An 18,707-nucleotide genomic window follows, 5' to 3' on the forward strand; every position below is an offset into this window, starting at 1 on the left:
TCATCCGTTTCAATAGCGACATTTCTTAGATATTATTGCAATTATTATGTTAGAAAATAGACATATATCCAGGCGGCAATCTTATACCGAAGGGAAAAGGTTAGCTTCTTTATATAATATTATTCCTAATATGATATGGACGGTTTTGCATCTTACGCCGGTAACCGTGTATTGCTTTTCAGATTTACCTTTGAAATATTTATACATATTCGGGGGGATCAGCATTGTATTCGCGGCTTTACCGCACCGTTTTTATTTCTGGATTCAATTATCTAACCGGATCAGGGTTTACCATAAAGTTGGCATCTTGTTGATCCGGAAATTTAGCCAGGACGGTGATTGGGTCAACCAGGCCGTTAGGAGGCGTTACCCTAACTATACGGTCATTTTCAGGCGGCAGGATATCGATGGCTATATTGCTAAAACATACTTCTTCGAACGTTTCCATATGTTGCTATGGATTTTTATGTTGGCGGTTTCAATTTATGCTGCCGTAGAAAAGGATTGGATTTGGGCTATCATCATTTTTCTAAATAATATTCTTTATAATTTATATCCAATATTCTTACAACAATACAACCGGTTGAGGGTATTGCGTATTTTATCGAAAAGCAAGAAAATATGACCATTTAATTTGACTTCCCGTGTTCTTTCTAATTTTCATATTTTTACCATTCAATACATCTACAAGCCTACCAAGTAAAACCCAGTTTGAAATCATGCAAGATTTATTAGAACTAAACAAAGCGGTAGTAAGACGCTTTAATTACGAAGTATTACAGGATGGCAACCTGGATAGCTTCGCTGAAATTATGCACCCGGAATTTATCAATCGCACGGCGCCACCCACTGCTGACAACGGCGCTCAAGGTATGATTAACACGGTGAAGAATGTATTGCACCAAGCTTTCCCTGGTCTGAAAGTCGATATCCTGGAGCAAATCGCGGAAGGTGATCTCGTGTCGAGCAGGAAAACGATCACGGGTAAGCATACCGGTAACTTATTGGGAATTCCTCCCACGGGCTTAGATATCAAGATCGATGTGATGGATATGGTGCGCCTGAAAGATGGTCAATATCTTGAGCATTGGGGTTTAAATACGATCCCGTTAATCATAGCACAATTGAAAGATGCTGCTGAAAGGATGGCCGCGGAAAAGTAAGGGCAACCACCGTAATCTTGCAGTTATACCTGTAATAAGCCTACTTTATGAAGTGTGTTTACCGGCTTATTATCCCAAAATAATTCGAAATCTTCTAAACCGGCCGCTTCGTATGACTGGCTGATTTCTTGCAAGGAATATAACTTGGCCCGGTTGGGCTGTAATTCTCCGAGCATTGCCCTAAGCCATTTTCCTTGCCCCGGGGATACTTGGATATTATGTGAACTTTTCAATCCTTGGAAAGTAAGGCTGCAAACTTCCCATTGCTGCCCTTTCTTTGATTTGGTAACTATCTCAAGCGAGGGTAGTTTACCGGTAAATACGACCTTGGTGTTTGATTTCTTCGTTTGATATTGAATTTCTTCAAGGGACTGCTCGATAAAATCCGGGGCCACTTTCGTTTTGGGTACTTTGAAATCAAACCACTTTTGCAAGGGATCATCAAGGCAAAGTCCGTGCATGAAATTGAATAAAGACTTTTTCAGCCCGAAACTAAACATTTCATGATCAGCGCCTTGCTCATCGATATGGACGATATCATTATTTGCGAAAGTGCCCATCAATTCTTTTTCTTTCTTTACCCCGAAGGCTGCCGGGTCTATGCCCACCGGGCTATGAGCTGTCATCGCGAATTGATGCCAAAAGGCGGATTGCAAGATCCCGGTTTTGAACATCTGCCGGACCATTTCCAGTGAATCGATGGTTTCCTGTGCTGTTTGCGTTGGAAATCCATACATCAGGTACGCATGAACCATGATACCGGCTTCCATGAAATTGCGATTTACCTGGGCTACTTGCGCAACGGTAATCCCTTTTTGAATTAATGCCAACAACCTGTCTGAAGCCACTTCCAAACCGCCAGATACGGCAATACAGCCGGACTGTTTCAAGAGCAAACACAAATCCCTTGTGAAACTTTTTTCGAAACGGATGTTCGTCCACCAGCTGAGGGTTAGTTTACGCTTAATAATTTCCAGTGCAACCGCTTTCATCAGCGAAGGCGGCGCCGCTTCATCCACGAAGTGAAAGCCTGTTTGCCCCGTTTGTTGCATGATGGTTTCCATGCGGTCGCAAATCATGCTTGCGGCAATAGGTTCGTAAATCTTTATATAATCAAGCGAAATATCGCAGAATGTACATTTGCCCCAATAGCAACCATGCGCCATCGTTAATTTATTCCACCTGCCATCACTCCAAAGGCGGTGCATAGGGTTGATCACCTCTATAGCGGATATATATTTACCAAGCAAAAAATCGCTGTAATCCGGGGTGCCGACCTCGCTTTGTTTATAATCCTTGCAGGCCGTGTTATTGATAAAGATTACCTGCTGTTCATCGAGTAAAAACGTCCTTTTCAATGCATCCCTGGGAATGTCGCCTTGAACGAATTTTACCAATTGCTCTACCGGCGCTTCTCCATCATCCAAGGTGATGAAGTCGTAAAATTCAAACACCCTCGGATCCGAGATTGACCGTAATTCGGTATTGGCAAATCCACCACCCATGGCCACTTTCACCTTGGGATAATGCTTCTTGATGAATTGACCGCAACGTAGGGAGGTATAAAGATTGCCGGGAAACGGGACAGAAAGGGCTACCAATTCCGGCTGCACGGTTTCCAGGTGTTGTTGTAATAATGCTATTGTAAGTTGATCTATATAAGTAAAAGGGGCTTGCAAAGCCTGATAAAGCTCATCAAAGCTATTTGCTGATCTTCCTAACCTTTCCGCGTACCTACTGAAACCGAAATGTTCATCTACGGTTGTCATAATTAAATCCGAAAGATCTTCAAGGTACATCGTGGCCAGGTGCTTAGCTTGATCTTGTATCCCCATGCTGCCGAATGCCCAGTGGATATCCTCCAATTGGGAAAATCGACCGGCTTCCGGTAAAAAGGCCCTTTTGCAAATTCGGTGCGCCAGGGTAGGATTATGACCTTGAAGGAAGGAAATTACATCATCGATGGTTTGGATATAATCATCTTGTAAAGCTAATATCCGTTGAATGTTAGCATCCCATTCCCGGGGATTTTGATTTAGTTGTTGGAAGAGCGTGGTTAAACCTCCCGACGAGAACAGGGCTACCGTTACTTCTATGCCCAGATCAACCTGGAAAGAGCTGATTCCCTTCGTATTCAGGAAGCCTTTCAGGTAAGCCGTTGCCGGGTAGGGGGTATTGAGTTGTGTAAATGGAGGTGTGATTAATAATACTGTCGCGCTCAAAATCATTAATTTAAAACGCAAAATTATCACTAATCCTGGAGAGGAAGTAGTAAAAGGGGGGATTATTAGTATAATTCCCCCCTGGAATATTTATTTTGACAAATCCTTGATCATAATATTCTTGAAATCAATGGGTTGGCCTTCACTTTGAAAGGCGATGTAACCGGATGACAATATTTTGCCATCTATTTTTTGGGTACTGTCGTAGCGATTCACGACAGCTCCGCCAATTTGTGGTTGGCTATATTGCAAAACTGTATCCCCGTTTATAATATGTTGTACCAATGAATCTCCGTACACTATCAATTCAGCCTTCACCCATTGATCGCCCCGGTAAGTCTTGGAATGGGAATCTATGCAATGGCGTTGATCTAATTTTCCTTCATAAACTACATGCGTACCTGGTGAACACATATTACCTGTAGGGCGTGGCTGGCCATCATCCAAACCACCCAATAACTGCATTTCTACCGAGATGGGCCAATCCTGCTCCTTTGGCATGGTACGGGGATCTTGGGAATGGTACATTACCCCGCTGTTGAGGATCGTGTAGCCGGGTGCATCTTGCCGCCATTTACCGGTAAAGCGGTACTCGAACTTGAGGTGGTATCTTGAGAAAGGCGTTTTGTAATAAATATGCCCGAACTGTTCATTAAAATGATCGTACTGGTCATAGCGAACCAGTAACATGCTGTCCTGCACCCTGAATGTTTGCCCGTAATTATCGCCGGTTTCGTGGTGGTGAATCTTGACAATCCAATCGTTAAGATCTTTGCCGTTGAATAAATATTGCCATTCGGCATGTCCCGTTTTAGATCCGGAGTTTTGGCAAGCTGTAAATAAACAACCTGCCAACAAGTAGCATAAATATTTCTTCATAACTGTAGGTAGATAGTATAAGTGTCTAATTTACATTTTTAAACGGATAGCGGTTCTGCTTATTTTATAAATGGCAATGGTAAAGAAATTGGTTAAATTGATGTTCTAAAAAATATACGGTATGAAAATCCAAGAAATTGCAGATCGCCTCGTTGAGTTATGCAATCGGGGCGAGTTTGAAAAAGCATTGGAGGAACTGTATTCCAAGGATGCTGAAAGTATTGAATTATACGATACCCCTGGCTTTCCAAAGGTAACGAAGGGGCTGGATAATCTTTTTGATAAAAGCAGGCGGTTTAACGAGATCGTCCAGGAATTTCATAGTTGCGAAGTTGGCAAACCTGTCATTGCCGGCAATTCTTTTTCCGTCGTCCTTTCTCTCGATGCGACTTATAAAGATCCGAAGATGGGGCGTAATAAGATGGATGAAATTTGCGTGTATGTTGTAAAGGATGGTAAAATTGTTTCCGAGAACTTTTTCATGTAACTAGAACGGGACTGTTTTGTTTTTAAAGTGCAATTCATTATCATTGACCGGATTCTACCAGTATTATGAACGATAACAAAACACCCTCACCTTGGCAAGAAAAGGTTCATAGGATCATCTATGAAGCGGATACCCCGGCAGGAAGGGCTTTTGATGTGGCCCTATTGTGCTGTATTATTTTAAGTATCATCGTCGTTATGCTCGATAGTGTACAGGAGCTAAGCGCCCGTTACGGGGTCTTGTTCCACGCTATCGAATGGGGTTTGACTGCCGTGTTCACCGTGGAATACTTACTCCGCCTGCTCTGCATCACCCGCCCTTGGAAATATGCCCTGAGCCCTTTTGGTATTATTGATTTACTTGCCGTTATACCGAGTTATTTAAGCGTATTGATCCCGGGATCGCAATCCTTGCTTGTATTACGGGCTTTACGTTTATTAAGGGTATTCCGGATATTTAGGTTGGTGCATTTCGTTTCGGAGATCAAATTTTTAACGATCGCCGTTACCAATAGTTTACGCAAGATCAGCGTATTCATCTTGTTCGTTATTACGATCGTAATAATTCTCGGTTCGGTGATTTACCTCGTGGAAGACGAGAATTCTGGTTTTACCAGCATCCCGCAATCGGTATATTGGGCGATCGTAACGATTACAACCGTCGGTTACGGTGATATTGCCCCGGCAACTACGCTCGGGAAATTCATCGCGAGCTTTATCATGCTGTTGGGATACGGTATTATTGCCGTGCCCACGGGAATTGTTACTACGGAGATGGCTTTAGCCGCGAGGAGAAAATTTCATACTAACGAAGCTTGTCCTTCTTGCGGGAAGGATGGGCATGACCACGATGCGGAATTTTGCAAATATTGCGGCTCAAAATTGTAGCTTGTTTATTAATTAAATGCCAACAGGAACATTTATGGAACTACAAAATAAACCCGGCATTACGATACGTTATTGCCCGAAATGTGGATGGCTTTTGAGGGCCGCATACATGGCCCAGGAGTTGTTAACTACTTTCGAAGAAGATTTAAGCGCGGTGAGTTTACAGCCTGCCGAGATTGCCGGTTCTTACCAGGTTTTACTGGACCAGGTCGTTTTATTCGACCGGAAGCGTGATGGGCAGTTCCCGGAAATAAAACAGTTGAAACAAACGGTCAGGGATCATGTTAATCCCGGTAAAAGCCTGGGCCATAGCGACCGTAAACCTGTTTAATATAAATCCAATAGCCATGCCACGCATTGGGTGATGAACTTATCCTGCATTTCATGGCCGAACGTATGGCTTAATGTTTTATTGGTGCCTCCTTCGTAATCCATATCATTATGCCCCATATTGATATAAACCATCCTGTAATCTTTATTCGTCCAGGCAACGGGGTAGAACCCGCGGTGCCATATTTCGGAAGGCTTCGGCCCGGTGCCTAAAGGAAAGCTTTCCGGGTGGATGGATAGTAATATTTTTATTTTAGGATTATTGCGCAGATCCCTTTCCCAGCGGTACCATTCATTGGCCCCGGAAATGAATACACTGTCAAGCCGGCGCGTAGTACGGTGCCTTGATTCAACTTTTAAATAGGCGGGCGTCGGTCTCCAAGTATTACTTACATAACTTCCCGAACCTAGAAAATGGATATGGTACCAATCCCAGTCTTGCGGGTATTTGCTCGGCGTTAATGCGAATGCGGCGAAATGAAATCCGAGCCAAGAGCCGCCATTCTCCATATAATATTCAAATGCCGCCCTTTGTTTTGCAGTGTTGGGACGGTAATCGAGAAAGAATACAGCTTGGTAGTTTTTCAAAACGGCGGTATCCAACAGGTCCCAATTACTCGTGGTATCGTAAATAAAGCCTTTCTCCACAGCTAGTTTAGAAAACCATTCATTAGCTTCATGATCAAAGCTAACATGGGCCAAATCATCTTTCCCGTAGAAAAATGAAAGCACTTTCGGTTTATTATTAACCTCTTGCGCCGTTGCAATATTGATCTGCAACAACAATAAGGATAACGTCAATTTCAATAACTTAAACTTGGAGTTCTGCATCGTATTCTAGGTAAAATTTTTCTTCATCTTGCCACTGCCCAATTAGTAGCCTCGATATCTGTGGCCGAAAGATACATTTTCTTTCCTTGCCGTTTCCAATTTACTAAAAAAAGCTGCTTTCAATCGCCGGCTAATATTCCATAAACTCCCATGCGCTCAAGTAGGAGTCTTGCGCTTCGGTATATTGAATAAAATTTTTATAGAAATCAAATTGCGATAAAGTGGCGCTGTCGCCAATTACTACCAATTTCTTCTTGGCGCGTGTCATTGCAACATTCATCCGCCTGTTATCTGAAAGAAAGCCGATTTTACTGTCGGGGTTGCTGCGTGTCATACTGATGTATACGACCTCCCGTTCTTGTCCTTGGTAGCTATCGATCGTATTCACCGTGATATAATTTTTTATATCGCCCGGCAATTGCGATTCGATCAATAAGTCTTTTAGCAACTGAACCTGTGCTTTATAAGGTGAAATGATCGCGATGGAAGGGTATTTTTTATCCTTGAAATGTTGAACAAGTTGAAGGCAAAACTGCATGAGATGTTGAAAAAGGAATTGTGCTTCTTCGGGGTTCGAGATAGCCGTATTTTCGATTTTCTCCTCGAAACCGCAGCCGGCGGTATCGATAAAACTAACCGGTAAATCTCCGGTGAATAGTAGTTGTTCTGCTACGGTATGATGTGCTCTTAATTTATTATCATAAAATACTTGGGAAGCGTAATGCATGATCGATCGGTGCATCCGGTATTGCTCTTCGAGCAAAACTACTGCTTCGGGATAAAGCCGTGTACACTTTTCCATTAACGTTTCAGCCAGGCCCTGTTTTGCTGCTTCGCGGGATTTAATGGTAGGGGGCAATTGTTGATGATCGCCGGCAAGTACCAGTTTAGGCGCTTTCAGGATCGGTATCCAGCAGGCGGGCTCCAATGCTTGCCCGGCTTCATCAATAAATACGGCATCGTAGGTGATTTTCGCTATACTGTAATGTTGGCTTCCCACCAAGGTGGCCGTGATGATTTGAGCCTTTGCTACCAGGTCGTCCATCATGTATTGCTCGGTTTTTTCTACCGATTTCATGATGTTCCTGGCTTCATCGAAGAGCGCTTTTCTCTGTTCCCTTTCGGCCTTACCGAAATTGCGTTTGTATTTGTGGGCCATGTCTTTAAATTCTTTAGCCCTTTTCTTGAACGCCCTGATCTCCTTATTAGCCGGATGTTGGGCCAGTTGATAGTCTAAGCTGAGCGACTCCAGCCGTTCGCTGATCCTGGCAGGGTTGCCGATGCGTAAAACCTTCAAGCCCTTTTCTGATAGTCTTTCACTCAGCAGATCAACGGCAGTGTTGCTCGGTGCAGTTACTAAAACCTTCTTGGCGCCTTGTTCCAACTGCATGGCGATCGCTTGCACGAGGGTCGTTGTTTTTCCCGTTCCCGGCGGGCCGTGAACGATAGCGAGATCTTCTGCCTGGATAATTTTAGTGATGGCTAATTGTTGCGAAGTATTCAAATGTTCGGAAAGACCATGAACTTTACGTTGTTCGTAAAATTCGGGTTTTTTGAGACCCGTGATGATTTTTACCAGGCGATCGTCCTTTCCGCCGGCTTCCAAGCGTTTTTCAGCTATGGTAAGCGCCTTTTCCATCTCGTCATAACTATTATCATCGAAAAGCGTATCGATACCCAGTTTCCCGTCATCAGCCCAATCGGGGAGCTCTTCCGTGCGGAAATTAATTTTCAGCTTATTCCCGGATAGATAGGTCACTGTACCTTCTAAGCGATCTTCCTTGGGATTGTGGTTGGAGAACAACATGACGGCAGAGCCGCTTTTGAATTGCGGGTTAATATCTTGGTAGGAAGTTCTTTCGAACTCCACGTTGATATAATCACCTTTGCTGGGTTCGGTACCCCTGTTGGCCAAGGGGTACCAGGTAAGCCCATTTGCCCTACGATCGTAAATCGAAGTACTGGCGGTCAATGTTTCATAAATAGACCGGTCTTCTTTACGTTCTTCCCTCAATAGCCCGGATAGCTTCTTGAAATAATCCATCCGGCAAATTTAAAGCCTTCGCAACTTAAAAAAAGTAAGAATTTTATTTACCGGGTAATGACGTGATCCACCAGGTGTTGCCGGAAGGGTCTTTTACGCCGCAAGTTCGCCCATAATCCTTGGTGCTTAAATCCAAAATGGAACTTGCGCCATTTTCTAATGCAACTTTATAAGTTTTGTCGGCATCATCTACATAAATAAAGAAACTGCCGGTTTCAGGCGGCCATTGTTCTATCGCATTAGCAAACATGATGGTGATGCCATTTATTTGCAGTTCAGCATGTTGAATGGTATCTGTTCCCTCGCGTAATAGCTCATAAGTCTTTTCGGCGCCGAATACTTTTTGGCAAAAATTGAAAAATTGCTTGGCGTCGGGTACAATCAAGTAAGCCATTAAGCTTTGGTGGGTGGATGGAATTTTCATAATGATGAATTTTATTTCTTTATGGTAATGATCACAAAGTTATGAGGGTTTTTACCGGGAGAATTGTAGAAAAACGACATTATTCACGCCAATCGCTGGCAGCAGTATTGCCGGCAAAATAATCCTTTGGCAAAACGCCCGAAAAGGACTTGAAATCGTGGATGAAATGGGACTGATCATAATAGCCGAGACTATACGCCATTTCCGTGAGCTGAATATCTTGACCGTACATTGCCGTTGCAGCCTGGAACCGCGCAATCCGGGCCAGTTTTTTGGCGGGTAGGCCGGCGAATTTTTTGAATTGCCGTTCAAATTGACGGTTAGAAAGGTAACCGGATTTAAATAAATCTTGTATATCGACGAGTCCTTTTTGTTGTATAATTTGCCGGATGGCGCCAAAGACGGGCAGGTCATCGTGTTGTTTACGTTGCAACCTCTCCATGAAGAACCGGTTCATAATGGCTATCCTTTCTTCGTGTCTACCGGCCAGCATAATTTGTTCTACAAGATGGCGGTGATTTTTATGCAAAATATCTTCTAATGGAGGCATCTCATCGGTCAGTGCCGCGGCAGGTAAATCAAATATCAAGGGGATGCTGAAAGGATAGAGGTATACCCCGAAAATTTGGAAGCCGTTTTCGATACGGAATCTCCTGGCTTGCTGGGCGGGGCCGATTAGGCCTGTTAGGGGAGATCGTGAAAACAAATTACCGGGCAAGATTTCTTCAAATTGGCCATCAAGGTGAAAAATCATTTCCGCGCATGCATCCGCCATCGCGTGATGAATATAAGCTTGATCGCTGGAAAGGCTCCAATACAAGCGGATATAAGGCGCTAATTCGGGTGATGGTAAGAAAACCTGGTAATTCATTGCTAATGTAATCTTTTCCCTTCAACGCAAGCGGATATCAGCTTTTCCAACCTTCTTAACCGTGTTGTTTCCTGTTTGGCCGACATGATCCAATGATTCATTACTTTTTTATAATTAGGCGCTTGCTGCTCAAAAAATTTGAAAGCGTTTTTATTGTTTCTAAGTATTCTTTGAAGGTTTGCATCTAATGCGGTGCCCTTATTTTCGAAGCTATACTTATTTGTATTACCCGGGGCACGGTTTTCGAATAGATGTAAACCCGGCGCTTGCATTCTTTTTTCAAGGATTAGCTTTGCTACGGTCTGTATGTTCTTGGCGCTCCAGGTACTATTCATTTTGCGCGGCGAGAAACGGATAAAATAGCTTTCTTCATCAATGCTTTTGCGCATACCATCAATCCAGCCGTAACAAAGTGCTTCTTCCACCGATTCCGCCCAGGTCATACTGGGTTTTCCCGTGCCAGCCTTGTAGAAACCTACCAAGAAGGCCGTTTCTTTATCATGATTTTTCTTTAACCAATTTTTAAATGCCGCTGCATTTTTAAAAAATGTAGGTTTATCCATTTTCGACTAAATCTTTTATCGCTTTCAGGACGGGCATCCAACCCTCGCCATTATTATAAGAATCGGCATACCGTTTTTCACCGTTAGCTACCTTGGAATAATCACCTTGGGTTACCGTTAAAGTCGTGGCGCCGTTTTCGGTGATTAGATCGTAAGTTACGGTGAGATGGTTTTCCGGGATATCTTCCATATCAGAAAGGGGATCAAAAACTGTATAGACTAATTTTGATGGCGGATCGATACTTACGATATATCCAGTAACAAAATCTATTTCTTTGCCATCCATCTTTCCACGCCAGCGTAATTCACTCCCAACTTTCCAATCTGAAACCGTTTCGCAACCGAACATGTATTGCCGGGTTTTCAAAGGGTTTACAAGAGCATCCCAAACCTCTTCCGCAGTAGCATTAATGCTGATGTTGTTCGTTATATATTTACTTTGCTCCATATCGGCAGTTATTAAAATTGATTAGGCGTTAAATCTACCGAAAATTTTACTATAAACATGGAACATCGACGGAAAAATTACATCTAGTTGCAATGATGTTTACCGGGATGGGAAGTATATATGCTGTGATGGTTTTACAAGTTAACTGCCCGGTTAAACAGTATTGAAAATGTTGCGTAGTTGCCTGGTATGCCTGGTGGTATGGCATCTTACGAATGCCAGCCATTCAGCCCTGGTGAATGTACCCATTGTCGGAACTTCGAAACCGGTGCACAATTCTCCCGGTGGAAGTTGTAGGTAAGTCTCCCGGAAATTTCTATAGTTTTCTAATATTTGATGTAGCAATAAAGTTTTGTCCTTCGGCTCTTCAGATGGCGTATTGAACTCCGGCGCTTTGTATTTAGCCTCAAAATCGAGGAATACCGATTCTATCAGTGGTATTTTTTCCAGGGGATCCCGTTGAGTTTTGGTAACGGGGTTGATCATGAGGGCATCCAGTCCATCGGAAGATTTTATGAGGTGTTCCACTACCTGTCCTGCCGACCAGGCGCCTTCAGCCGGTTTCGTATTAAAATTTTGATCATTAAATGTCGCGATGGCATTTTCGAGATCCTGTAAAGCATCTTCGAAATATGTAAATTGTTGTTTAAACATATAAAAATTATTTTCCATTGAGAATGATTATTTTACAAAGCTAATTATCTCCTAATTTTGAATTGATGGTTGAAATTGCCAATTTTAGGGGCAGTTTGCGACAAAATATTTACATAATTTTATGTTATGAAACACATTTCCATTCTCGTTTTAAACGAAGCCATACTGGGCAGTATAGAAGGAACCCATAAATTGTTAACGGCAGTTAATGATATCGCGGAAAGCATGGGGAATGATCCCGTATTCAAGGTGGAGTTGGTAGGGGCAAATAGTTCGACCGTATTAAACAAGGGACTGTTTTCTGTATTTCCGGAGAAGATGATCCATGATATAGATCATACCGATTTGATATTTATACCGGCGATGCATGGTGATATGCAGGAGTCTGTTAGCATGAATAGAGAATTTATTCCATGGGTAGTGGAACAATATAATAAGGGTGCCGAGATTGCGAGTTTATGCGTGGGGGCTTTCCTTTTGGCAGAAACGGGCTTGGTAGATGGAAAACGTTGTGCAACGCATTGGTTATATGCCAATGAATTTAGAAAAACTTATCCCCGCATAGACTTGGTAGATGAAAAAATTATTACGGATGAGCAAGGTATTTATTCTAGTGGAGGCGCTTATTCATTCCTAAACCTGGTGCTATACATTATCGAGAAGTATGCCGGGAGGGAGATCGCGATCCTTTGCTCCAAAACTTTCCAGATTGAATTTGATCGCGGTAGCCAATCGCAATTTATCATGTTCCGTGGACAGAAGGGGCATGATGATGAATCGATAATTAGGGCCCAAGAGTATATCGAGAAAAATTACCAGGAAAAAATTACCGTAGATCAATTGGCAACAATGCTGGCGATCGGTAGGCGAAACCTGGAACGTAGGTTCAAAAAGGCTACTTCTAATACTATCTTGGAATATATCCAACGTGTAAAGATCGAAGCTGCCAAGATGAGCCTTGAAACATCACGGGATAATGTTAACGAGGTGATGTACATGGTGGGATATTCGGATACCAAGGCTTTCAGGTCGGTTTTTAAGAAGACGACAGGATTGTCCCCGATCGAGTATAGAAATAAATACAATAGGGATTTGCAGGTGTCCATTAAAGCATAAGGTTCACGGATTTCAAGTATTACGGGATCTCGCGGATTCAATTTCTTGCAGCGGGGTAGGCTGATTTATTTCATCGTTGATTAATTCAATTTCAATCCCGAGGGATTTTACAATTTGTAAGATGTTGGGGATGTCTATTTCGATTTCTTGTTCGCTTTTTATCCGCAAGATATTGTCAATGTCCATTAGGTCGAAATTGGCTTTATATGAAGGACATTGTTCATTTAGTATGGTTATGCATTGATCCGCTACCTCGATATTTTTGACGTTTGTTTTAAATATTTCAACCATGTCGCATCAGTATTGATATGGCAAATGTACTGGTGACAATGTATTTATCTAGGACAGGATTGCGACAATTTTAGGGGGGAATGCGGCTATGTTTCCCGCGGTTATAATGTATAAATTAGAAGGGATCGCGAATAATTGCGATCCCTTCTGATTTTATAAGAATTAATTGCTAAACTTAGGGCTTGTCCCACCAAACCGGTTGATTTATATAAGTCGGTTTTTCCGCGTTGGGATTGGCGGCTCTAACCTGGTCAAGGTTATAGTTGATTTCATAGCTTGGAACTGCAAATCTACGGGGCCAATCTGTTTCATTGGGATAAGATTCCAAATAGACGTGCTTCGGTCTTTTGAAACCTTTATAGACACCGGTACTTTCATTGTAAACACCCGAGGCATCAGTACAATAGTTTAATCTCCTAAGATCGCACCATACTTCGATAGAGAACGAAAGGGCGATATATTTTTGGATCATGATATCGCTCAATGTTAATTTGGCCGGGTCCTGCACCACGGAAGTACTGGCTAAGAAATTATCAGATACGCTGCCGTCAACACCGACCAAAGTCATATGAGCCTTGATGCCAGCTTGATATGCTTGTAATGCTTCATTAGGTTTATTTTGACGCAGTTTAATTTCAGCTACTATAAAATGCATTTCAGCATTCGTTAGCAACAAACCTTTAGCACCGCGATCCGTATACCAACAACCTGTTGAAGCGATTCTATTACCGGCTGCGGGGCTCATGGGGTTTCTACGCAACTGGATGTAAATCGAATCGGCGTTGGAGAACTTGTTAGTAGTGCTGTTAAATGATACGGCTTTCGGACCATTTAGAACTACATCGGAAGTCATATCAACCCCTTGCGTGCGTACCCAATTACCGCTACCATCTTGCATTCTTGGCAAGATTATATCCATCCTGGGGTCTTCCATGTCATTGGCGCCGGTTGGAGCCCCGGTATAATTATTACTTAAATAATCGATATAAAGTTTTGTAAACCTGGCAGAAGTGCCGGTATTTTGATATTGTAAGCTCGATTTAGCGTTATTGGTGGTAGAAGGATCATCGATATATTGCATGATTGTACTTTGATCCTCCGTTTGCGGACCAGCATTTGCGGCAGCTAAAACGGCCTCGGGATCGAAATCGGCTTTCTTTACTAAATGCAATAAACAACGCGCTTTTATACCGTTGGCAAGACGGATCCAATTGTCCACATTACCATGGTTCCAAGTATCTCCTTCAGCAAGCGAAGGCGCACCTGGAGCTTGTTGTTTTTGTAAATCTTGAATGGCTTCGTCCAATAATTCCAAAACTTTACCTTGGATGTAGGAGCCATCGTCGAACTTAGGCGTAAAGGTATTGGGATCATCAAATTCATCATATGGCATCATGCCGTAAAAGTCTGATAATGCTGAAAAGCCCCAAGCTTTGATGATTTTACCAACGCCGATATAATGGTATGCGCCCACTTTTTCCGCGGCAGTAATCATCGGTGCAATATTGACAGCTGTATTTACATACCAACATTGCCAAGGCCAGTTGGCGCTTGAAAGGTTAGAATACCAACGGGTAAGGTTATAGTTATTATTAATAGCGTATGTTACTGCCAATTGCTGGCTTACAAACGCCGCCCTCGTTCCTGCACTTTCATAGCAATCGGAAAATTGCGCCAAGATGGGTGGAAGCCTTTGCTCGGCCGTAGGCACGGCTGAGTTAGCGGAGTTGGGGTTGTCGTTTACATCTAACCAAGTATTACAGGATGTAAAGGCAACCGTTATAGATAGTATTGCGAGTAATTTTTTCATAATCCAACATTTAAAATTTTAGATTCAAACCAACGGAAAAGCCTGCTGTATTTGGAACACCTGCATAGTCAATACCAGAAGAGCCGGAACCTACCACACCTGCGCCTGCTGCACTAGTTTCTGGATCCATTCCATCGTAGTTTGTCAATAGGAGCAAGTTGGTCCCGCTTAAAGTTAATGTAGCTCCCTTCAAGAAATTAGTACGGTTAAGTACTTTGGTTGGTAAGCTATACGATAGATTAATGGCACGCAACCTAACCCAATTTACTTCCTGTATAAAGAAAGGGGAGTTTTTAACGTAGATATCCCTATAAAACTGTTCTGTCGCTTCTACAGTACGAGTTACATCTTCATATTTACCGGTACCGGGGTTGAGTGACTTTCCTGTAAAGGTCATTTCTTCGCCCCGTTTTTCAGTTTCCTTGCTCATTCCATAAGCTGTTAACAGGTAATCAGTACCATTGTAAACATCACCACCTTTACGGAAATCAATCAAGAAGTTAAGATTGAAATTTTTGAAGGTGAAGCTATTATTAATACCACCGATGAATTTAGGTTCCCTATTTCCTACTAGGTCAGTTGTTGAAGTGCTTGTAAGCGGGTAACCCGTATTCCAATCTAATAACAAGGCACCTGTGCTATCCGTCTGCCATTTAGAGCCACTCAGTCCCATGAAATAACCATCGTTAAATGACGCGGCTTTAGCATAACCTATTTGCACATCCGTTACATATAAGATAGAGATATCTCCCGGCAAAGATTTAACGCGGCCATTATTATGGGAGAAGTTCAATGCCACATCCCATGTCAGGTTCTTATTCTTGATCGGGGTTGCATTAATAATAAATTCAATCCCTTTATTTTGAATTTCACCGGTATTTACTGAGCTCAGGATATACCCCGTTGCGTTACTTACCCTTGGCGTTAAAATTTGGTCCACACTTCGATTAATATAATAAGTTGCATCGAATCCTAACCTGTTATTTAAGAAGCGTAATTCTGTTCCGAACTCGTAAGAATACGTATATTCGGGTTTAAGACCTTCATTACCCCTGCTCCAATAGTTCCTGAATCCTCCGCCGATAGTTTCTTCTGGCCCAAATAGATAGGTATTGGTTTGATAAGGGTTAGCGTCTTTACCTACCCCTGCAATAGATGCCCGGATCTTACCGAAGGAAAGAACCTTGTTAGGTTGCATCAATTCCGTAAAGATGAAACTCGCATTGGCAGAGGGGTAGAAGAAAGAGCGGTTCCAACGGGCGAAGGTAGAAGTCCAATCATTACGACCCGTAAAGCCCAGGTAGATCATGTTTTTATACCCTATTTTTAAATCACCGAAAGCGCCGACAATCCTGTTTCTACTGATATTGTCGTTAAAGTATTGATTGTCGGTCGTCGCATTCTCCAAGCTGATAAACCCCGGTATTACGAAATCTTCCGCCCGAACCGAGGTGCTTTTTATATATGTATTTTCTGCGGAGGTACCTGCAATCAAGCTCAAATCCCAATCTTTGAATTTTTTATGGAAAGTCAATAAAAGGTTTGAGTATAGGTAGCTATAATTTTTATTGGTTTCCGAAAGCATTCCATGGTACCAAGCTTCTTTAACCCCGGAACCGGGAGAAATCAGGTTCCTGAATGTCGAAGTGTAATTATCGATACCTAACCTGTAGCTAGCATCGAACCAATCGGTGATCTTAGCATTTACATATGCGCTACCTACAATTCTGCTATTTCTATCGGATTGCGGGTTCTTGTTGATAATCCAGTAGGGGTTGTCAACATCGGCGCTGGTATCTTGATCCGGGAAAAGGCGATACTTACCACCGTCATCGTTGAGATAATGCTTCATGTCCAAGTTGCGTGGCCAAGTAACCACCGTTTCCATATAACCATTTCCCCCGGCGCCCCAAAGGCCACTACCGGTAAGTGTTTTTTGCGTTTTACTTTTGCTGTAGGTAGCATTAACGCCAAAAGTGAATATTCCTTTCTTTTGTTCAGCATTTAACCTAACGGTAGAGCGTTTGAAATCTGTAGTAGGAACGATACCGCTTTGGTATAAGTCAGATGCGGACAGGTAAAAATTTCCGTTAGCATTACCACCTGATATACTAATGTTGTTATCAAAAGCATTCGCATGTTGGAAGAAATCTTCCATATTATCATATTGTTTTTCACCACTTGCGAATGGGTCGCCCCATGAGGTCATGGTTTGATCTGTAAATGCTCCCCCGTAATAAGAACCTTGCTTGTAAATTTTTTGTTGATCCGGTAACCTGTTTGCCCAATTGTTGGTATACCTGCTATTAATATTGATATTAGTTGAACCGGTAGAACCTCTTTTCGTCGTGATAATAATCGCGCCTGCTGCTGCCCTTAAACCGTAAAGCGCCGATGCCGCTGGGCCTTTCAACACCGAGATCGATTCGATATCCTCGGGGTTAATATCCATGGCCCTGTTACTGTTCGTGGTAGACAGGTTAACAGACCCGTCAAAGGCACTGTTATCACCTTGCCCGGTAGAGTTATCCATCGGCATCCCATCGATCACGAATAGCGGTTGGTTATTTCTTTCCAAGGAGGTACCGCCCCTGATAATAATAGAAGCGGAAGCGCCGGGAGCGCCGCCTGAGTTGGTAATGTTCAACCCTGCCACTTTACCATTCAGGGAGTTTACCAGGTTAGCATTTTTATTCCGCATCAGCTCATCTGCGCGGACTTCCTGCACGGAATAGCCCAATGCTTTCTTCTCTTTCTTGATACCCATGGCAGTAACTACCACTTCCCCGAGTGATTCCTGTGATGTTTGAAGGGTAATACTTAGCGTGGTGCTTGTTCCGATCACCACTTCTTTTGTTTCGTAGCCTACATAACTGATTTCGAGGATTTCGCCCGTAGCGGCTTCAATTTTGAATTGACCTTTCACGTCTGATTGCGTAATGCGCTGGGTTCCTTTGACCCTGACTGTTGCACCGGGAATAGGCCCTTCACCTTCTGCTATAACGGTGCCCGTAATAGCTTTCTGTTGTGCCCACATGGTTCCCGGTAGTACTAACATTACCAACGAAAAGATCGTCAATAACCGGAGAAATGTTCTCATGTTTTGAAGTTTTAGATTTGAGTTGATATAATTGCAGATATAATCTATCAATAGCCGATCTATAGATCATGCATAGGGTTGATAGCCTTGAGATACTTTTACTACTACCATTCTCGATTTACTTGGTTGATGGATTCGAGTTTACTACCTAAGCCTTGTTTGCTTAGAAATCACCTTGTTTTTAATTTACTGATTTTGGTTGCTTTATAATTTTACTGTAACTAAAATACTATCTTCCCATTAATATCTTGATTAAAATATTTATTTTTTTTATTGTATTTTGTTCCCCATTGCGATCGGGGAATGGCAGCCTTTTATTAATATACTTGACCTTCTATTGCCATCAATGCTATTGCCATATCATTATTGATAAGAATACCCGGTTTACCATGAAATTTAACTCCATTAGGCCGTGTTCATCTTTTAACTTTTAAAATAGCCCCAATTGATAACATGCTGATTATCGGGATCATATCTTTTCAGTGTTGAAGTTATCTAGTATAGATTGTTAATTATGCTATTCTCCATATAAGGAAATGGGGGCGTTTAAAAAGCGTTATGTTCAGTGTTATAAAATGTTTTGATAT

The 18,707-nt window shown here is 42.5% G+C and carries 18 protein-coding genes; 6 read left to right on the forward strand and 12 right to left on the reverse strand.

Going from position 1 to position 18,707, the window contains the following annotated elements:
* The first annotated feature begins 46 nt into the window (after positions 1–46).
* Positions 47–625, forward strand: a complete 579-nt coding sequence (locus tag COR50_RS13005) for a glycosyl-4,4'-diaponeurosporenoate acyltransferase CrtO family protein (protein ID WP_098194387.1) — start codon at positions 47–49, stop codon at positions 623–625.
* 94 nt (positions 626–719) lie between these two features.
* Positions 720–1,163, forward strand: coding sequence for an ester cyclase (locus COR50_RS13010; protein ID WP_098194388.1), 444 nt, complete (start codon positions 720–722; stop codon positions 1,161–1,163).
* A 23-nt stretch (positions 1,164–1,186) separates the two neighbouring features.
* Here COR50_RS13010 and COR50_RS13015 read toward each other — a convergent pair whose 3' ends face one another.
* The gene (locus COR50_RS13015) at positions 1,187–3,385 is read right to left on the reverse strand and encodes a B12-binding domain-containing radical SAM protein (RefSeq protein WP_098196225.1); all 2,199 of its coding nucleotides are present in this window, start codon (positions 3,383–3,385) and stop codon (positions 1,187–1,189) included.
* A gap of 90 nt (positions 3,386–3,475) precedes the next feature.
* Complete coding sequence (locus COR50_RS13020) at positions 3,476–4,264, reverse strand: 3-keto-disaccharide hydrolase (protein ID WP_098194389.1); 789 nt, start codon at positions 4,262–4,264, stop codon at positions 3,476–3,478.
* Between the two features lie 121 nt (positions 4,265–4,385).
* Here COR50_RS13020 and COR50_RS13025 point away from each other — a divergent pair, with 121 nt between their 5' ends.
* From COR50_RS13025 to COR50_RS13035, 3 genes are all read left to right on the forward strand, one after another.
* The gene (locus COR50_RS13025) at positions 4,386–4,751 is read left to right on the forward strand and encodes a nuclear transport factor 2 family protein (RefSeq protein ID WP_098194390.1); all 366 of its coding nucleotides are present in this window, start codon (positions 4,386–4,388) and stop codon (positions 4,749–4,751) included.
* Positions 4,752–4,816: 65 nt separating this feature from the next.
* Positions 4,817–5,638, forward strand: coding sequence for an ion transporter (locus tag COR50_RS13030; RefSeq protein WP_098194391.1), 822 nt, complete (start codon positions 4,817–4,819; stop codon positions 5,636–5,638).
* A 34-nt stretch (positions 5,639–5,672) separates the two neighbouring features.
* Positions 5,673–5,969 carry a SelT/SelW/SelH family protein gene (locus COR50_RS13035; RefSeq protein ID WP_198405642.1) on the forward strand — a complete coding sequence of 99 codons (297 nt, stop codon included), beginning with the start codon at positions 5,673–5,675 and terminating at the stop codon, positions 5,967–5,969.
* Here COR50_RS13035 and COR50_RS13040 read toward each other — a convergent pair.
* From COR50_RS13040 to COR50_RS13070, 7 genes are all read right to left on the reverse strand, one after another.
* Positions 5,966–6,799: a ThuA domain-containing protein gene (locus COR50_RS13040; protein ID WP_098194393.1), complete on the reverse strand. Its 834-nt coding sequence runs from the start codon at positions 6,797–6,799 to the stop codon at positions 5,966–5,968. The genes COR50_RS13035 and COR50_RS13040 overlap by 4 nt on opposite strands.
* A 130-nt stretch (positions 6,800–6,929) precedes the next feature.
* A complete protein-coding gene (locus COR50_RS13045) occupies positions 6,930–8,843 on the reverse strand; it encodes an AAA domain-containing protein (RefSeq protein ID WP_098194394.1) in 1,914 nt (637 codons plus the stop codon).
* 43 nt (positions 8,844–8,886) lie between these two features.
* A complete protein-coding gene (locus COR50_RS13050; RefSeq protein WP_098194395.1) occupies positions 8,887–9,267 on the reverse strand; it encodes a VOC family protein in 381 nt (126 codons plus the stop codon).
* Positions 9,268–9,346: 79 nt separating this feature from the next.
* Entirely contained in the window at positions 9,347–10,138 is a 792-nt protein-coding gene (locus tag COR50_RS13055; RefSeq protein ID WP_098194396.1) for a helix-turn-helix domain-containing protein, read from the reverse strand.
* Positions 10,139–10,140: 2 nt separating this feature from the next.
* The gene (locus COR50_RS13060; RefSeq protein WP_098194397.1) at positions 10,141–10,701 is read right to left on the reverse strand and encodes a YdeI/OmpD-associated family protein; all 561 of its coding nucleotides are present in this window, start codon (positions 10,699–10,701) and stop codon (positions 10,141–10,143) included.
* A complete protein-coding gene (locus COR50_RS13065) occupies positions 10,694–11,149 on the reverse strand; it encodes an SRPBCC domain-containing protein (protein ID WP_098194398.1) in 456 nt (151 codons plus the stop codon). Before COR50_RS13065 ends, COR50_RS13060 begins: the two co-directional genes overlap by 8 nt.
* Before the next feature lie 153 nt (positions 11,150–11,302).
* Positions 11,303–11,803, reverse strand: coding sequence for a DinB family protein (locus COR50_RS13070; protein ID WP_157760819.1), 501 nt, complete (start codon positions 11,801–11,803; stop codon positions 11,303–11,305).
* A 126-nt stretch (positions 11,804–11,929) separates the two neighbouring features.
* Between COR50_RS13070 and COR50_RS13075 the strand changes: the two genes are divergently transcribed.
* Positions 11,930–12,919 (forward strand): GlxA family transcriptional regulator, encoded by a 990-nt coding sequence (locus tag COR50_RS13075; RefSeq protein WP_098194400.1) that lies wholly within the window; start codon positions 11,930–11,932, stop codon positions 12,917–12,919.
* Between the two features lie 12 nt (positions 12,920–12,931).
* Here COR50_RS13075 and COR50_RS13080 read toward each other — a convergent pair whose 3' ends face one another.
* From COR50_RS13080 to COR50_RS13090, 3 genes are all read right to left on the reverse strand, one after another.
* Positions 12,932–13,210 carry a hypothetical protein gene (locus COR50_RS13080; protein WP_098194401.1) on the reverse strand — a complete coding sequence of 93 codons (279 nt, stop codon included), beginning with the start codon at positions 13,208–13,210 and terminating at the stop codon, positions 12,932–12,934.
* A gap of 175 nt (positions 13,211–13,385) precedes the next feature.
* Entirely contained in the window at positions 13,386–15,020 is a 1,635-nt protein-coding gene (locus COR50_RS13085) for a SusD/RagB family nutrient-binding outer membrane lipoprotein (protein ID WP_098194402.1), read from the reverse strand.
* Between the two features lie 10 nt (positions 15,021–15,030).
* Positions 15,031–18,120, reverse strand: coding sequence for a SusC/RagA family TonB-linked outer membrane protein (locus tag COR50_RS13090; RefSeq protein ID WP_098194403.1), 3,090 nt, complete (start codon positions 18,118–18,120; stop codon positions 15,031–15,033).
* Positions 18,121–18,707 lie beyond the last annotated feature (587 nt).

The organism is Chitinophaga caeni (assembly GCF_002557795.1).
Taxonomy (GTDB): domain Bacteria; phylum Bacteroidota; class Bacteroidia; order Chitinophagales; family Chitinophagaceae; genus Chitinophaga; species Chitinophaga caeni.

Bases quoted from the DNA above. Each gene is read 5' to 3' on its own strand.
- COR50_RS13005 (WP_098194387.1), top strand. From the start codon at position 47: ATGTTAGAAAATAGACATATATCCAGGCGGCAATCTTATACCGAAGGG.
- COR50_RS13010 (WP_098194388.1), top strand. From the start codon at position 720: ATGCAAGATTTATTAGAACTAAACAAAGCGGTAGTAAGACGCTTTAAT.
- COR50_RS13020 (WP_098194389.1), bottom strand. From the start codon at position 4,264: ATGAAGAAATATTTATGCTACTTGTTGGCAGGTTGTTTATTTACAGCT.
- COR50_RS13025 (WP_098194390.1), top strand. From the start codon at position 4,386: ATGAAAATCCAAGAAATTGCAGATCGCCTCGTTGAGTTATGCAATCGG.
- COR50_RS13030 (WP_098194391.1), top strand. From the start codon at position 4,817: ATGAACGATAACAAAACACCCTCACCTTGGCAAGAAAAGGTTCATAGG.
- COR50_RS13035 (WP_198405642.1), top strand. From the start codon at position 5,673: ATGGAACTACAAAATAAACCCGGCATTACGATACGTTATTGCCCGAAA.
- COR50_RS13040 (WP_098194393.1), bottom strand. From the start codon at position 6,799: ATGCAGAACTCCAAGTTTAAGTTATTGAAATTGACGTTATCCTTATTG.
- COR50_RS13045 (WP_098194394.1), bottom strand. From the start codon at position 8,843: ATGGATTATTTCAAGAAGCTATCCGGGCTATTGAGGGAAGAACGTAAA.
- COR50_RS13050 (WP_098194395.1), bottom strand. From the start codon at position 9,267: ATGAAAATTCCATCCACCCACCAAAGCTTAATGGCTTACTTGATTGTA.
- COR50_RS13055 (WP_098194396.1), bottom strand. From the start codon at position 10,138: ATGAATTACCAGGTTTTCTTACCATCACCCGAATTAGCGCCTTATATC.
- COR50_RS13060 (WP_098194397.1), bottom strand. From the start codon at position 10,701: ATGGATAAACCTACATTTTTTAAAAATGCAGCGGCATTTAAAAATTGG.
- COR50_RS13065 (WP_098194398.1), bottom strand. From the start codon at position 11,149: ATGGAGCAAAGTAAATATATAACGAACAACATCAGCATTAATGCTACT.
- COR50_RS13070 (WP_157760819.1), bottom strand. From the start codon at position 11,803: ATGTTTAAACAACAATTTACATATTTCGAAGATGCTTTACAGGATCTC.
- COR50_RS13075 (WP_098194400.1), top strand. From the start codon at position 11,930: ATGAAACACATTTCCATTCTCGTTTTAAACGAAGCCATACTGGGCAGT.
- COR50_RS13080 (WP_098194401.1), bottom strand. From the start codon at position 13,210: ATGGTTGAAATATTTAAAACAAACGTCAAAAATATCGAGGTAGCGGAT.
- COR50_RS13085 (WP_098194402.1), bottom strand. From the start codon at position 15,020: ATGAAAAAATTACTCGCAATACTATCTATAACGGTTGCCTTTACATCC.
- COR50_RS13090 (WP_098194403.1), bottom strand. From the start codon at position 18,120: ATGAGAACATTTCTCCGGTTATTGACGATCTTTTCGTTGGTAATGTTA.